Annotated in this window: 12 protein-coding genes and 1 pseudogene; 6 read left to right on the top strand and 7 right to left on the bottom strand. The window is 71.2% G+C overall.

The annotated features are described in order from the left end of the window. Window positions 1-69 precede the first annotated feature (69 nt). Complete coding sequence (locus BMY61_RS25625) at window positions 70-723, top strand: TetR/AcrR family transcriptional regulator (RefSeq protein WP_161791320.1); 654 nt, start codon at window positions 70-72, stop codon at window positions 721-723. Between the two features lie 16 nt (window positions 724-739). Here the strand turns inward: BMY61_RS25625 and BMY61_RS25630 are convergent, their stop codons facing one another. Continuing rightward, window positions 740-3,991 (bottom strand): penicillin acylase family protein, encoded by a 3,252-nt coding sequence (locus BMY61_RS25630; protein ID WP_082015418.1) that lies wholly within the window; start codon window positions 3,989-3,991, stop codon window positions 740-742. A 275-nt stretch (window positions 3,992-4,266) separates the two neighbouring features. On the opposite strand from BMY61_RS25630, the gene BMY61_RS25635 reads away from it, so the two are divergent. Next, window positions 4,267-5,106 (top strand): hypothetical protein, encoded by an 840-nt coding sequence (locus BMY61_RS25635; RefSeq protein ID WP_143094519.1) that lies wholly within the window; start codon window positions 4,267-4,269, stop codon window positions 5,104-5,106. 29 nt (window positions 5,107-5,135) lie between these two features. On the opposite strand, the gene BMY61_RS25640 is transcribed toward BMY61_RS25635, so the two are convergent. Then, window positions 5,136-5,357, bottom strand: coding sequence for a hypothetical protein (locus BMY61_RS25640; RefSeq protein ID WP_143094520.1), 222 nt, complete (start codon window positions 5,355-5,357; stop codon window positions 5,136-5,138). Window positions 5,358-5,754: 397 nt separating this feature from the next. On the opposite strand from BMY61_RS25640, the gene BMY61_RS25645 reads away from it, so the two are divergent. After that, on the top strand, window positions 5,755-6,657 hold the full coding sequence (locus tag BMY61_RS25645; RefSeq protein ID WP_052439184.1) for a tetratricopeptide repeat protein: 903 nt from the start codon (window positions 5,755-5,757) through the stop codon (window positions 6,655-6,657). A gap of 262 nt (window positions 6,658-6,919) precedes the next feature. Beyond that, window positions 6,920-7,579, top strand: a complete 660-nt coding sequence (locus tag BMY61_RS25650) for a DinB family protein (RefSeq protein WP_042454890.1) — start codon at window positions 6,920-6,922, stop codon at window positions 7,577-7,579. A gap of 227 nt (window positions 7,580-7,806) precedes the next feature. Here the strand turns inward: BMY61_RS25650 and BMY61_RS48640 are convergent. The 4 genes and pseudogenes from BMY61_RS48640 to BMY61_RS25670 form a co-directional block, all read right to left on the bottom strand. Further along, window positions 7,807-7,926 (bottom strand): annotated as a pseudogene (locus tag BMY61_RS48640) (IS630 family transposase); the annotation flags it as partial. Window positions 7,927-8,114: 188 nt separating this feature from the next. After that, on the bottom strand, window positions 8,115-9,509 hold the full coding sequence (locus BMY61_RS25660; protein ID WP_042454892.1) for an NADP-dependent succinic semialdehyde dehydrogenase: 1,395 nt from the start codon (window positions 9,507-9,509) through the stop codon (window positions 8,115-8,117). A gap of 118 nt (window positions 9,510-9,627) precedes the next feature. Next, window positions 9,628-10,608, bottom strand: a complete 981-nt coding sequence (locus BMY61_RS25665) for an alpha/beta fold hydrolase (protein WP_042454894.1) — start codon at window positions 10,606-10,608, stop codon at window positions 9,628-9,630. A gap of 147 nt (window positions 10,609-10,755) precedes the next feature. Next, complete coding sequence (locus tag BMY61_RS25670) at window positions 10,756-11,706, bottom strand: hypothetical protein (RefSeq protein ID WP_042454898.1); 951 nt, start codon at window positions 11,704-11,706, stop codon at window positions 10,756-10,758. 222 nt (window positions 11,707-11,928) lie between these two features. Between BMY61_RS25670 and BMY61_RS25675 the strand changes: the two genes are divergently transcribed. Both BMY61_RS25675 and BMY61_RS25680 read left to right on the top strand, forming a co-directional pair. Beyond that, a complete protein-coding gene (locus BMY61_RS25675; RefSeq protein ID WP_042455015.1) occupies window positions 11,929-13,326 on the top strand; it encodes a purine-cytosine permease family protein in 1,398 nt (465 codons plus the stop codon). A gap of 86 nt (window positions 13,327-13,412) precedes the next feature. Continuing rightward, a complete protein-coding gene (locus tag BMY61_RS25680) occupies window positions 13,413-14,576 on the top strand; it encodes an agmatine deiminase family protein (protein WP_042454901.1) in 1,164 nt (387 codons plus the stop codon). A 20-nt stretch (window positions 14,577-14,596) separates the two neighbouring features. Here the strand turns inward: BMY61_RS25680 and BMY61_RS25685 are convergent, their stop codons facing one another. Then, window positions 14,597-15,232, bottom strand: a complete 636-nt coding sequence (locus BMY61_RS25685) for a DJ-1/PfpI family protein (RefSeq protein WP_042454903.1) — start codon at window positions 15,230-15,232, stop codon at window positions 14,597-14,599. Between the last annotated feature and the right edge of the window lie 56 nt (window positions 15,233-15,288).

Consider the following 15,288-nt stretch of genomic DNA (forward strand, 5'->3'; position numbering starts at 1 on the left):
CCCGGCCTCGCCCGCCCGCAACGGGCCGGTGCTGCTACGGTCCGTGTACCAGGCGACGGGGAGCACGTGGTGACCGAAGTGACGGAGACATCAGGGCCGCGCTTGCGGCGGCAGCCGCAGCAGGCGCGCAGCCGCGCGCGGGTCGAGGCGGTGCTGACGGCCGCCGACCGGATCCTCACCACGGACGGTTACGAGGCACTGACCATGCGCCGGATCGCCGACGACGCGGGGGTTCCGGTCGGCAGCATCTACCAGTTCTACCCGGACAAGGGCTCAGTGGTGTCCGCGCTCGGGGAGCGCTACATCGGCAGCTTCGAGGCCGCCATCGGCGCGCTCGTCGCGCAGGCCGACCGGGGTGAGCTCACCGACATGGTGGGCACGGTGGTGGACGTCTACGCCGACCTGTTCCGCGCGCAGCCGGGCTTCGTGACCCTGTGGTCCGGCCGCCACCTCAGCCCCGAGCTCGCGCGCGCCGACGAGGCCAACAACGCCGCCATCGCCGACGGCCTGCGCCGCATCATGGAGTCGTTGACGGGCCGGCCCGGAGGCGAGCTGATGGAGCGGGCGACCCGGATCATGGTCCGGGTCGCGGACACGGTCCTGCACGACGTGTTCCGGGCCGACGGCGAGGCCGACCCGGAACTGCTGACGGAACTCAAGCGCATGATGCGCCTGTACTGGGCGGACCTGCAGGCCGAGTTGGGGTCCGGCCCGCAGGGCTGATCTGGCCGCCCGTCAGTTACTGTGCGTAGACGCCCATTTCGTAGAGCGAGTAGCCCCAGCCGGTCCCCCGGCCCACCCCCGCCATCCGGACGTAGCGGGCGCTCACCGGTGTGAACGCGTCGTCGTCGGTGCCGCCCCGGCCGTTGGCCGTGGACCAGACGGTGGTCCAGTGCTGCCCGTCGTCCGAGACCTCGATCCGGTAGGCCTTGCCGTAGGCCTTCTCCCAGTCGAGGACCACGCGGCCGACGCGCCGCTGGGTGCCGAGGTCGACCTGGATCCACTCGCCGTCGTCCCAGTTGCTCGCCCAGCGGCTGCCCTGGTTGCCGTCGACGGCCAGGCCGGGCGAGTAGGTGGGCTGCAGGATCCCGGACTGGTAGCTGGACGCGGTGGCCGTGTGCCCGAGCGCGAGGTCCGCGATGGTGTCGCCGCGGTGCGCGGGGAACTGGACGACCTGCTGGAAGGTGGGCCGGTTCTGCCAGTTGGTCTCGGCGTCGGTGATGCCGCCGAGCGGGTGCTGCTGGATGGAGTCCGCGCACCACTGGTCTCCGGCCGAGCAGGTGCCGTCCGCCGGGTAGACGGTCGCAGCCGGGGTGGCGGCGGCCGTCGAGAGCGCGGAGAGGAGGTCACCGCGGCACTGGACGAGGTCACCGCCGCCGCAGAAGGTCTGCGTCAGACCGCCCTTGACCGGCTCGCCGAGGACGGCGCGCAGGTCCTTGTCGACGTAGGACCACCAGCCGAACTGGAAGCTGGAGCCCGCGTGCGAGACGCCTTCCTGGCCGCCGGACGGCGGCTGGTCGACCTGCAGCGCGTTGGTCAGCGCGGTGTAGAGGTCGGTGCCGAGGCCCGGGGCGAACTCCGCCTTCACCAGCAGCGGCCACCAGGCGTCCATGATCCGGATCGCATCGGCGTCGGTGTACTGCTTGCTGCCGGCCGAGGACTCGACGCGCTTGGCGCCGTGCGCGAGCCAGGTCTTCAGCTCGGCGACGGCGGCGGCCTGGGTCGGGTCGGTGGGGGTGCCGATGACCTGGAGCAGCTCCGGCAGGACCGCCTCACCGCGCAGGTCGGTGACGGCGGCGTCCTCCATCTGCTGGGCGAGCGCGGCGCGGGTGATCTTGGTGCCGCTGTTGATCAGCTTCTGGATGCGGGTGTTGAGCAGGTTACTGCGGTAGACCGAGCCGTCACCGAAGTTGGCGACGCTGTAGCCGGCTGCGATCTTGTTGTTCCAGGACTCGTAGTAGTCCTGGTCGGTGGAGTTGGGGTGCTGGTCGGACGGGGTGTTCGCGACCGTGTAGGTGGCGGGGTCCCAGTTCTGCCAGTCGGTGGAGCCGTCCGCTGCGGCGGCGACAGGCAGGTTGGGATCGACGTCCGCCGCACGGGTCGGGTTCAGGCCCGAGTTGTAGTAGGCCGTGTGGTGCGCGTCCACGTAGAACCAGTTGAAGGTGTAGCCGATGTTGGACGCGGCCTGCTGGAAGCCGGCCGGACCGGTGACGACGTCGGGGTCGTTCAGCATCTGGAAGCCCACCATGGAGTCGCCCTCGTGCCCGTAGGTGGAGCGCAGCGTGGTGTAGGCGACGGGCTTGCCGCCGATGGTGGCCCGGTACTGGACGATGCCGTAGTGGGTCCGGAACGCGACCAGTTGGTAGGACCCGGCCGGGGTCGAGTCGGCGACCGTCGGCGACCAGGAGTCCGTGCGCACGAGCTTGTCCATCGGCGTGCAGACACCGTGGAAGAGGTAGGCGCTGGAGTCCTTGGTGGCCGCCGACCCGTCCGTGTTGCACAGCGTCACCGCGTAGGTGTCGGTGATGTCCTGCCCGGCGCTCGTCGCGCTCCACGCGTAGTCCTGGCCGCGGCCGAGCTCGACGTACTGGTTCAGGCCTGCGAAGGCGGCGCCGCGCGCATGGATGCCGGGGCCCTGGATCTCCTCCAGCATCAGCAGCTGCGGCGCGAAGTAGCCGGTCTGAGGTCCGAAGACGGCGACCGGGTTGCCGGAGTCGGTGTACTGGCCGGACACCACGAGGGCGTTGGACATGCCGTGCTGGGTGCGGAAGAGGTTCGCGGGCAGCACGCCCTTGGCCGGGGCCGGGGCCGACGCCCCGGCCGTGGCGGTCCCCGCTCTCGCCGCCGCACCGGCACGCGGCGCCGCGGCGACGCCGGGGCCCGAGGTGGCCGAGCCGGTGGGGTTGTAGACGACCTGCTGCGGCGTCACCGAGCCCGGGTCCGGCATGGCGACGCCGGCCGGGTTGTCGGGGCTCTGCGCGTAGGGGAAGGTCGACCCGTCGTGCAGGGTGAGGTCGGCCTCGGGGTCGTTCTCCTCACGGAAGGCCTGCCACACCTGGTCGCCCCGGGTGGCACCGTACTTGGCCTCGGCCGCCTCCTTGACCAGCGCCGAGGCGACCTGGTTGCCGCCTCCGGAGCCGAACAGTGCGCTGATGACCGTGCCGATGGCCAGCAGGTCCGACGGCTGGAACGGCTGGATGCCCGCGCCGGTGACGATGTTGGCGTTGCCGGTCAGGTTGTACTCACCGGGCCAGTTCAGGTGGGACCTGGCGTCGGCGATGTACTGATTGAGGCCGGACAGGTAGTCGCCCATGTCCTGCAGCACCTGCGCGCCACGCGGCCCCGAGTTCTGCAGCCGGGTCAGCTGGTCCTGCGCGTCCTGGTCGGTGTAGGCGCCGTTGAGGTAGAACTCCTGCTCCAACTGCCGGTTTCCGGCCGCGCCTCCGGCGAACCCGCTCAGCTCGCCGCGTCCGAGGTGCCGGAACACGTCCATCAGCCACAGCCGGTCCTGCCCGGCCGCGTACCCGGCACCGTACTCCGTGCCCGAGCGGGTGGTCCCGTTGATGTGCGGGATGCCGGTGGTGTCACGGGTGATGGTGACGTCGCTGCGCCCGCCGGGGTTGATGACGCTCTCGACGTCGGCGGCCGGAACGCCGAAGGAGGAGTCGTTGAAGAACGAGCCGAGGTTCTGGTTCGTCAGCCCGGTGTAGCCGTCGACGAGGCTCGCGTACTTGCCCAACTGGTCGTCCGTGTGGGCGGGTTTGGTGCCGAAGAGTTTGAAGCCGATGATCTGGGTCTGGGTCGCCGAGCCGTTCTCGCCGGGCGGCAGGATGTCGTTGCACTGGCCGAGGCAGTAGTCGCCGTCGGCTGCGTAACTGCTGGTCGATGTCGTCGCCGCGCCTGCGGACGGTCCGGTGACGAGGGCGGCCAGGGGAAGGGCCGCCGCGAGCACACAGGCCGCCAGGGCGCGTTGACGTTGCCGTCGGCGCATGAGGCGCTCCTTTCGGGGTGAGGGTGGGGACATACCGAACAGGCGCCGCACGCGGGCAGGTTGACGAAGCCTCAGTCCCGGTGGGGCGGGCCTGCGGCGGCAGGGGAGGGTGCGAATTGCGTCCCATAGTGGGACTGTGCTGACGGTCTGTCAATAAGAACCGAACGACGGTTCATGTTTTCTGCGCGGTTTTCTGCGACCCCCCCGGGGAACGCGTCCGGGGTGAACCGCGTCGAAGCGGTATGAGGATCCCGGTACGCGCGCTCGGATCGATCGTGGGAGTCGCCGCCCTGCTGCTGGCGGGCTGCGCCAAGGGAGCGTCCGTCGTCGCACCCTCCGGGACGGGCGAGCAGGCGACGCCGCCCGGAGAGCTGCTGTTGTTGTTCCGCGCGCCCCAGGGCGCGGTCCGACTGGGCGGGGAGCCGTCCGGCGTACCGGAGGCGATGAAGGGGCCCATGTCGGAGCCCGCCGTGGACCACCTGCTCCTCACGACGTCCTGGTGGACCGTCGGCATGACGCCGCAGCAGGTCGAGAGCTGGCTGCTGGCCCATCCACCGGCCGGTTCGACACCCAACGCCTCGATGGTCGGGGGCGGATCGGGCACGGCGTTCGGGGAGACCTTCGCCCTCCCCGACCAAGGCGCCTACCAGGAACGCTCGTTGGCGACGAGCGCGACCGCCTGGCACGGCGGCGCGCTGCTGCGGGTCGATGCGATGGAGGTGCGGGTCGGGGTCCGCAGCGCGCGGAACGAGGTGCCGTCCGGGGTCACCCGCCTGAAGGCCCGGACGTCGCGCCCCGGCCCGGGAGGGTCGCCGGTGACGCGCACGACGTCGGTGACGGACGTCGCGACGGTGCGGCGGATCGCGGCGCTGACCAACGGCCTGCCGCCCCTCCCCCCGGGTATCCGCAACTGCCCGATGGACAACGGCGGCAGGCTCACCCTCGACTTCTACACGCCAAACTCCCCCACGCCGGCCGCGACCGTCACCGTCGGCCTCTCCGGCTGCCGCGACGCGACCGTCACCACGCCCCAGGACCCCGCCGGAACCGGCCTGAACGCCACGCCGAGCGACTTCGGGGACCAGGTGTTGCGGCTGCTGGATCCGACCCTCTGACGCACCCGAACCGGTTCAGCCGGTGACGCTCAGGCCGCGTTGGGGTCGAGGGAGACGCCGTCGGGCGCGTACACCCAGCCGCCGGACGGCTGCGCGACGTCGGCGTTGACCTGGTTCGTGTCCTGCGAGGCAGCGGCGTCGGCGCGGGCGAAGACGTCCGCCGTGTGCGCGGCCGGCCCGACCAGGGCCGCTGCGGCGATGGCCGCGCAAGCGAGGGCCTTGACGGCGCCTCCGGTCATACCTCCGGGCATGGTGTCCCCCTCGGTCGTGGCCGCACCCTGACCGGCGGCCGAACAGGGGTGATCCAAGCAGCGGAGTCGGCCCCTCAGCACCGCTGACCGGCGGGCCGGTCACCCACTGGTCGGCGGGGCACGGGGCACGGGGCGGTTCCCGCGACGGAGGCCCTGCCCGGAGCAGGCCCACCAGCCCGATGACCGGAGCCGGCGCCGCGACGAAGGCGGAGGCAGTGCCGGGGTCGCGGTGGCTTCCGCCTGCGCCGTCCCCCCTCGGGAGCACGTCAGCTCGCCGAGTCGCTACGGTTGAGGCGTGACCGCCAAGCCGCCCCCGCCGCCGGAGCAACCCTCCGACGGAGTTCCGGCACCGGCCACGACCGATCCTGACCGCAGCCGAACCGAACAGAGGCCGGACGTGCACATCGAAGACGTCCTCGAATCCGCCGCCGAACTGCTGCCGAGCAGCGGGGCCGAGCTCGCCCGTGCGCTCGTCGCCAAGGGCGACCACGCCGCCGCGCTGAAGGCCCTCGCCGAGGCCGCGGACCAGCACCCCGCACCGCCGCGCTTCTGGGAGTTCCTCACCGACGCCGCCGAACAGCTCCCCGGCGAACCCGAGGCCGCGTGGTACCGCTGGCGCACCACCGAGGCACTTCGCGGGTACCTGCGCATCGACCTCACCCTCACCACGGACACGGGTATCGCGCCGATCCCACCGGGTCGAGGCCTGCAACCCCAGTGGGACCTGGGCGAGCACGCCGTCAGCAGTTACCGCGCGGTGCGCGTGGCGGCGCTCTGGCTGGAGGGCGAGGAGCCGCTCCGCAGCGGCGGCCGGGCCTTCGGACGGTTGCTCCCGCTGGACGACGCGCACTGGCACAACCTGATGCCGGGCGATGTGATCACCCTGCGCGACGGGGATCGAGCCGTCGGCAGCGCCACCGTCCTCGATGTGGCCTGGCCCGATGCGCCCGCCGAACAGCAGCCCGCCCCCCTGCCGGCCGGCTTCGGCGACCTGCCCCTCCCCCCGCCGCCGACGCAGCGCGTCCGCGCCAGGACCCACACCGAGCACACCACCTGGCCCAACCCCGACTGCCCGGTCCAGGTGTCCGCCCTGATCCCGGGCCTCCGTCACCGCTACGTCCGCGTGATGCGCGAGAACGGCTCGGTCGGCCAGCCCTACCCGTGCGCCACCCACGCCGAGTTCGTCCGACGCGTTTCCCACGAGCGCCCGGATGTCGACCCCCTGGACCCGGCCGAGATCCACTGGGACAACCAGCCCGACGTCTGGCCCGCCCAGGGTCCTCGGCCTGGCCGCGACTGAACGACGCCGGCCCCGAACCGGTCTCCGTCCCCAGGTCCGTGCCCGCGCGGACGGGGGCACAGTCCGTGGGCGCGCCCAGTGCTGTGACCGGGAAGGTTCGCCGGGGTGCTGGTAGATCTGCTTGGCGTGGCGGTCCCGAGGGTGTGGCGCCCTTGGGGCCGGCGGCTTGTGCGTGGAGATCAATTCCGTTGCGGGCGTCTGAGTGGATCACTAGGGTGCGGATGTTCTGCGCTCGACGACGTAACGAAGGTGGCGCCCCCGCATGACCTCGACTGATCTGCTCCCGCCCATCGGGCCGGTCACGACGGACGACCTTGCCGAAGGTCTCCGGCTGGTGGTCGCGCTGCTGCGCCAGCCGACCGCCCTCTCCGCGGACTGGAGCCGTCCGGCCGGGACGCTGGACATGGACTGCTGGGAGACCGCCGAACACCTCGCTGACTGCTTCTTCTTTTACGGCACGCAGCTTGCCCAGCAGTCACCGCCCGTCGAGGACTTCCTGTCGTTCGTCAATCATCAGTCCGCACCGGGCAAGCCGTGGAGCGTGATCTCCAGTGAGCGCGAGTCCGGGGTCGAGGGCCTGGTGCAGGTGGTGGAGGCCTGCGGGGCGCTCCACATCGCAATGGTGCGGACGTCGGCGCCGGAGGCCCGTGCCTTCCACTCCATGGGGACGACGGACCCCGAGGGTTCGGCGGCCATGGGCCTGGTCGAGCTCTTCGTCCACGGTTACGACCTGTCCTGCGGGCTCGGCCTGGACTGGACTGCCCCGGCCGGCCTCGCCGCCCGGGCGCTGCACCGCCTCTTCCCCGACGCTCCGGCGGACACCGACCCCTGGGAGACCTTGCTCTGGGCCACGGGCCGCGGTGACCTGCCCGGACGTGAGCGGTTGACGGCGGACTGGCGCTGGCACAGCGCACCCCGCTGAGACGGGTCCCGGCCATGCGCTGCGACTGACCGAGCGCGGTTGGGAACAGGGCGTCGGGCCGGAGCCGAGCTTCGCGGGCTATTCGGGGTTGAGCGGGTCCAGGTCTACGTTGTGAGTTCTCGGTTGGTGCTGGGCGAGCTGCTCAGTCTGATCTGGAGTCGCGTTGGTTGCGTGGGCAAGCTGCCAGCCGGAAGGCACCTGCTCCGAGCGGCCCTCCTCTGAGGATGTCCGCCCCAGCGAAGGCCCTTCTCGCTGCGGACGCGAGCCCGCTCCTTCCGCTGGGCGGCGAGGACGTCGGGGTGGCGGGCGTTTTTGTTGCGCCAGCGTAAGTAGGCGTGCAGGGATCGCCCGCCGGAACCGCACCGAACTGGTGCTGCCCCGGCGCACGATCTGCTGCAGCCTCTGCCCCTCCTGGTCGGTCAACCTGCGCACACGGACAGGCTCAGCCACCGCACCCCCAACGGTCGGACTCGCGGACGTCACCGCACATCCAACCGCCCGACAACCAACCCGGCGAACCTTCCTGGTCGCAGCACTAGACGGCCCCGTACCAGACCGTCGTGATGTTGCAGAACTCCCGGATTCCGTGCTCCGACAGTTCCCTCCCGTACCCCGAGCGCTTCACCCCGCCGAAGGGGAAAGCCGGGTGGGAGGCCGTCATGCCGTTGAAGAAGACTCCGCCGGCCTCCATGTCCCGGACGAAGCGGTGCTGTTCCTCCTCGTCGCGGGTCCACACGTTCGAGCTCAGCCCGAAGGGCGAGTCGTTGGCCACGTCCAGGGCCTCGTCCACGTCGCGCACCCGGTACAGGGTGGCCACCGGACCGAACGCCTCCTCGTGGTGGATACGCATCCGCGGCGTCACCCCGGCCAGCACCGTGGGCTCGTAGTACCAGCCGTGGGCCAGGGCTACGGGGCGCTTGCCTCCGCACAGGGCAACCGCCCCGTGCTCGAGCGCGTCGTCGACGAGCTCCTCCAGGTCGGCGCGGCCCTGCTCGGTGGCGAGGGGGCCGACGTCGGTGGACGCGTCCATGGGGTTGCCCACCGTGAGCGCGGCCATCAGCTCCGCGAAGCGTGCCGCGAAGGCGTCGTAGACGTCCGTGTGCACGATGAAGCGCTTGGCCGCGATGCAGGACTGGCCGTTGTTCTGCACGCGGGCCGTCACCGCCGTGCGCGCGGCGCGCTCCAGGTCGGCCGACGGCATCACCACGAACGGGTCGCTGCCGCCGAGCTCGAGTACCGTCTTCTTGATCTCGTCGCCGGCGATCGCGGCGACCGAGCGGCCGGCGGGCTCGCTGCCCGTCAGCGTCGCGGCGGCGACCCTGCGGTCGCGCAGGACGGCCTCGACGGCGCCGGAACCGATGAGCAGGGTCTGGAAGCATCCCTCGGGGTAGCCGGCCCGGCGGAAGAGGTCCTCCAGGTAGAGGGCGGTCTGCGGCACGTTGGAGGCGTGCTTGAGCAGGCCCGTGTTGCCGGCCATCAGGGCGGGTGCCGCGAACCGGACCACCTGCCACAGCGGGAAGTTCCACGGCATGACGGCCAGGACGACCCCCAGCGGCCGGTAGACGACACGTACCTGCCGGCCTCCGGAATCCTGCACGTCCGACTGGGCGGGCCGCTCGTCGGCCAGCAGGGCCTCGGCACGGTCCGCGTACCAGTGCATGGCCTTGGCGCACTTGGCGGCCTCCGCGCGAGCGGCGGCGAGCGGCTTGCCCATCTCGGTGGTCATGGTGCGGGCGATGTCGTCGCGGTCCTCGTCCAGCAGGTCCGCGGCGCGGTGGAGCAGCCGGGCCCGTTCGGCGAAGTCCGTGACGCGGTGGCGGCGGAAGGCGGCGTGGGCGGCGGCCAGACGCCGTTCGACCTCCTCCGGTCCCATCGGGTCGAAGGTCTTGAGTGTCTCGCCGGTTGCGGGGTCGACCGTTGCAATGGGCATGGGCTGGGTCCTTCCTCATGCTGCCTCGTACGCGTCACACCTTCCCTCGGGATGATGCCGCGTCCACCGCCCTTCCCGCAGCACCACCCCTCGAACGGGCTATCCGAGCGGCGGCGCGTCACACGGTCAGACCTTCGAGCCAGGAGACGAGAAGTCGGTTGACCTCCGCCGGCCGCTCCTGCTGGACCCAGTGGCCGCAGCCGTCGAGGACGTGGGAGGAGACCAGCCCCGGCAGGGTGACCGGGTACGCCGCGATCGCGTCGGCCAGCCAAGTGGTGGAGGCGTCCAGGCTGCCGCCGATGAACAGCGCCGGCTGCGTGATCGGAGCGCCGGCGAAGTCGGCGAGCTCCTCCCAGTCGCGGTCCATGTTCCGGTACCGATTGAGCGCGCCGGTCAGGCCGGTGCGCTCGAACTCACCCGCGTAGAAGTCGAGTTCCGGCTCGCCCAACCAGGCCGGCAGCCGGCCCGTGGGGAACCGGTCGCGCAGCGTCGCGCCGCGGCTGACGAAGTGCGGATCGGGGGCGTCGGACGCAGGCATCGTGTCGGCGGACAGAGCCGCGTAGAAGCCCGCGAGCCAGCCGCGTACATCGGGTTCGATCTCCGCCTCGGCGCGGCCGGGCTCCTGGAAGTACGAGACGTAGAACTCCTCGTCCCCGCCCATCGCGGCGAAGACCTCGCTGGGACGCGGCCCGCCGGGCGGGGTGTAGGGCACGCTCAGCAGCCCGACCGCGCGAAACACCTCCGGGCGGATCAGGGCCGAGTGCGCGGCAATGGTCGCGCCCCAGTCGTGGCCGACGACCACGGCGGACTCCTCGCCCAGGGCACGCACGACGGCGACGCCGTCCTCGACCAGCTCGAGCATCCGGTAGGCGTCGGTGGCGGTCGGCTCGGACGAGCGGCCGTAGCCGCGGACGTCGATCGCCACGGCGCGGTACCCCGCGGCGGCGAGCGCCGGCAGCTGGTGCCGCCAGGAGTACCAGGACTCGGGGAACCCGTGGACCAGGAGCACCAGGGGCCCGGCTCCCAGTTCCACGAGGTGGATCCGGTTCCCGGACGAGGGAACCGATCGGTGGGTGAGGCCTGCAAGCTGCTGGAACACGTGTCTCCTCCGGGGGTGGACCGCCGCATGCCGCGACGATGGGAGCGGGGCGGGCCGCCCCGGCGCGCGCTACCACCCGATCATGCGCACGGAACCGCCAGGAAGGACGGATCCCTTGCCGTTTCGGCAAACTGCGGCCCTGCCGACTCAGCGGTCGCGGGACCGGTCGCTCCAGTAGGTGAACTCCTTGAGCGGATCCCCCGACAACTCCCAGGGCCAGGAGGTGACGGCGCCACCGATCGCCTGGAAGACCCCGGCGGCGTCACGGAGCCGCTCGGCCCGGACGAGCGCGTAGGCGAGCAGGTTGAGGTCGGCGAGCGCCGCCGCGTGGACGAGGTGACCGGGGCGCGGCCAGTAGGTCACGGCATCGTCGAGGACGGCGGCGTCCAGGGGGCGGCTCCAGCGGCGCTCCGCCCCGATCGAGGCGACCCCGCCCGCGGCGACGGTCGCCTCGTAGCGGTCGACCAGCATGGTCAGCTCCAGTGCGGCGACCGGGCTCTGACGCGGCGCCCGGCTCCGGGCGGCGTCCACGAACTCGAGCAGCTCCGGGTGCGAGCCGCACTCCTCCGGTGACAGGTAGCCCAGCATCTCCAGGTGCGCGGCCCGATGCCAGCGGTCGCGCGCGACGATCTCCCGCCAGACCGGGAAGACCTCGGCCTGCGGGCGCCACAGCGTACGCAGCGTCCCGAGCAGGACGGTCCACGGCGTCGGATCGTCCGGTCGGGCCTCGATCGCCTGGTGACAGCGGGCGATCAGCGCCCCGGGGTCGTGCAGCGCACCCTCACGTCGCCCCTGCAGCAGGTCCATCCAGGCTGAAAGAAGGATCAGGCTGGCATCCTTCGGGCGCTGTCGAAGCCAGGCCTGGGCCACAGTCCTGGGCACGGTCCCGGCCAGGACGGAGAGGCGGTGGCAGCGGCGGTCCCAGTCGGTCCCGACATCCCTGAGCAGCCGGTCGACCAGTGGCGCGTAGGCGCTTGCCGCTGCCGTGAGCTCCAGTTGACCGGAGAATCCATGGGCCGTCAGCTTTTTTGTCAGTTTGCTCAGCTGATGGTCATTCAGCTCGGGAGTCAGGCGCGGACGGCGGCCGAAGAGAGACATGGCGAGCGAGCATAGGGGGCGGAACGGACACTGTCGAGTGCCGATTCGTCGCATCGCGGGACCTTGACTGAAATTTCAGTTGACGCCAGTATGTCGGCTCACCGGAGCGCTCTGCCCCGGGTGACGGCCCATCACAGCCTGGAGGCGTCCCTCATGCCTGCCCCCGCCCGTGCGAACCTCGTCGAGACCGAAGGGCGCCCGTCCGCGCCTCCGGAGGGCGGCGTGGAAGTCCACTCCGTCGACTGGATCCCGGTCGCCGAACGCCACGGTCGACCCGCCCACCTCGGGGCCGTCTGGTTCGTCGGCAACATCAACCTCACCGGCATGGCCACCGGCATCACCGCGCTGAGCATCGGCGCCGGGCTGATGTGGACCGTCGTCGCCGTCGTCACCGGCTCGCTCTTCGGCACCTTCTTCATGGCCTTCCACTCGGCCCAGGGGCCCCAGCTCGGGCTTCCCCAACTCGTGCAGTCGCGCCCGCAGTTCGGCTACCTCGGCGCCGCACTGACGATCTGGGTCTTCGCGCTGGTCAACTACGTGGCCTACAACACCTCCGACGCGATCCTCTCCGGCGACGCCATGCACACCCTCTTCGGCCTCGGGAACTCGGTGGGCTACTTCATCGCCGCCGCCGTCGCCGCGCTGATCGCGCTCTTCGGCTACCACTGGATCCACCGGGTGAGCCGCTGGCTGACCTGGCCGCTGGTGGCCGTCATGGCCGTGCTCACGGTCGCCGCGCTGCGCGACTCCGGCCTGCCGGACGGCGCGTTCGCATTCGGCCCCTTCCACGTCGCCGCCTTCATGACGGTCTTCGTCATCGCGGCCGGCTTCCAGCTCGGCTGGGCCCCCTACGTCTCCGACTACTCGCGCTACCTGCCGCCCACGGTCAACGTGCGCACCACCTTCTGGTGGACCTACCTGTCCAGCGGGATCTCGGTGATCTGGGTCTTCGTGATCGGCGCGCTGGCCGCCGCCGCGCACCCGAACGCGACGCCGGTGCAGGCTTTCCGCGAGGCCGCCGACTCGCTGGTGCACGGGCTCGGCTGGGTGGTGGTGCTCGCCCTGCTGGTCGGCCTGCTGTCGGTGATGGCGATCAACCAGTACGGCGGCATGATGTCCATGATCTCGATCAAGGACTCGTTCTCGCCGGTCGTTCCCAGCCGCCGGATCCGCGCGATCTGCATCACCGTGATGTTCGCGCTGGTCTGGGCCGTGGCCCAGTTCGTCGGCGTGGACCGGTTCAACGCCTTCTACGGCAATGTGCTGATCTTCCTCGCCTACGTGTTCACCCCGTGGACGGCCATCAACCTGGTGGACTACTTCTTCGTCCGTCGCGGCCGCTACTCCATCAAGGAGATCTTCAACCCCCACGGTATCTACGGACGCTGGGGCTGGCGCGGAAACACCGCCTACCTGGTCGGCGTGGTGGCGATGGTGCCGTTCATGGTCTCCGGCCCCTTCGTCGGGACGTTCGCACACCTGCTCGGCGACGCCGACTACTCGATGTTCGTAGGACTGCCCGTCTCGGGCCTCCTCTACCTGTTCCTCTGCCGCGGCCTCGACCTCGATGCCGAGCGGCGCGTCGTCGACGCGGAGGGTCTCCTCGCCGAGATCCACTGACGCCCACCCCCGCTTCGCCGCCCCTCGGCACGACCGTCCCCTCGGCACGACCGTCCCACCGCACGACCACAGCAAGGAGCTCCCCGATGAACACCCCAGAGATCTCCCGCCGCCGCCTGCTCCAGTTCGGCGCGGCCGCCGTGCCCGTCGTGGCGCTCGGCCTGGCCTTCCCCGGCGTGGCCCGCGCCGCCGGCACCACGCCCGCCCTGCGCATGCCGGCCGAGAGCGACCCGCACACCCTGACGTTCATGGCCTGGCCCGAGTCGACCGCGGCCTGGGGCACGGACCTCTCCCCCGTGCGGCGCGACATCGCCAACCTGGCGAAGGAGATCTCCCGCTACGAGCCGGTCGTGATGGTCGCAAGCCCGGACGCCGTCCCCTTCGCGGAGTACCTCTGCGACACCAGCACCATGGGCTTCTCCTACGGCATCACCTTCCTCCAGATCACCAACGACGACCTGTGGATCCGCGACTTCGGCCCGACCTTCCTCGCCGGGCCCGGCGCGATCGCCGGCGTGGACACCAACTTCAACGGATGGGGGAAGACCGGCACGCCCTACTACCAGGCCTACTCCAACGACGCCAAGGTCGCCGCGTCCCTGCTGGCCCAGTACAACGTCAACCGCATCCAGGCCCCCTTCGTCGGCGAGGGCGGTGCCCTGGAAACCGACGGCCAGGGCACCCTGCTGGCCACCGTCAGCTCGCTGGTGAACCCCAACCGCAACCCCGGGCTGAGCCAGGGCGACGTCGAACAGCGGCTCAAGTCCACGCTCGGCCTGGACAAGGTCATCTGGCTGGCCGGCCTGGCCGGCCAGGACATCACCGACGACCACGTCGACTGCCTGGCCCGGTTCAGCGCGCCCGGGCGCGTCATCCTCGACCAGCCGGGTCCGGGCACCGCGCAGATCTGGATCGACGTCTACCACCAGGCCAAGCAGGTGCTGCAGTCCGCGACCGACGCCCAGGGCCGCTCACTGACGATCGTGGAGCTGCCGGGACCCGACCGCACCAAGATCCGCGGCACCGGCAACGCCTTCCTCTCCAGCTACACCAACTACTACACGGCCAACGGCGCGGTGTTCGTGCCGCAGTTCGGCGACGCCGCCGCCGACGAGCAGGCCCGCGCCATCCTGGCGGCCGAGTACCCGACCCGGACCGTCGTCCAGCTGAACATCGACGTCATCGCGAGCGGCGGCGGCGGGATCCACTGCTCCACCCAGTCGCAGCCGGCCGTGCCGCCGGCGGCCTGAGACGACGTCATGAGACGACGTCAGACGAGCACCGACGTCGGCGTGGGCGTGGGCACCGGCAGGTAGGGGGTGATGTTGCGCCAGGCGCGCTCGACGTACTCCGCCTTCTCCCCGACCGGGGCGACGTAGCGCAGTGCGGCCTCGGCCTCGTCGCGGCCCCGGAGCCGGGTGATGACCCAGGCGGCCAGGTAGTGCGAGGCCAGGCAGCCGCCGGCGGTCGCGATGTTGTCGCGTGCGTAAAAGGGCTGGTTCAGCACCTCGACGCCGGCGGCGACGACCCAGGGCCTGGTGATCAGGTCGGTGCAGGCGGGGATCCGGTCGAGCAGGCCGAGCCTGGCCAGCACGAGAGCGCCCGAGCACTGGGCGGCGATCAACTGGCGCGTCGGATCCAGGCCGCGCAGCACGTCCATGACGGCTGCGTCCTCGACGACCTCGCGGGTGGCGATGCCGCTGCCGACGATCACAGCGTCGGCAGCGCACGCCTCCTCCAGCGTGGACATCTGTTCGATGGTGATGCCGTTCATCGAGGTGACCCGCGGACCGGGCGTGGCGATGGTGACACGCCACCCCTCGGCCTTGACGCGGTTGAGCACACCGAGGGCGATCAGGGAGTCCAATTCGTTGTAGCCCTCGAAGGTGAGGATGGCGATGTGCACGGCGGCTGCCCTCCGGACGCGTGGACGTGGATCCCGACGCTAGGGACCGGAGAGCA

The sequence above is a fragment of the Streptacidiphilus jiangxiensis genome (assembly GCF_900109465.1).
Classification (GTDB): domain Bacteria; phylum Actinomycetota; class Actinomycetes; order Streptomycetales; family Streptomycetaceae; genus Streptacidiphilus; species Streptacidiphilus jiangxiensis.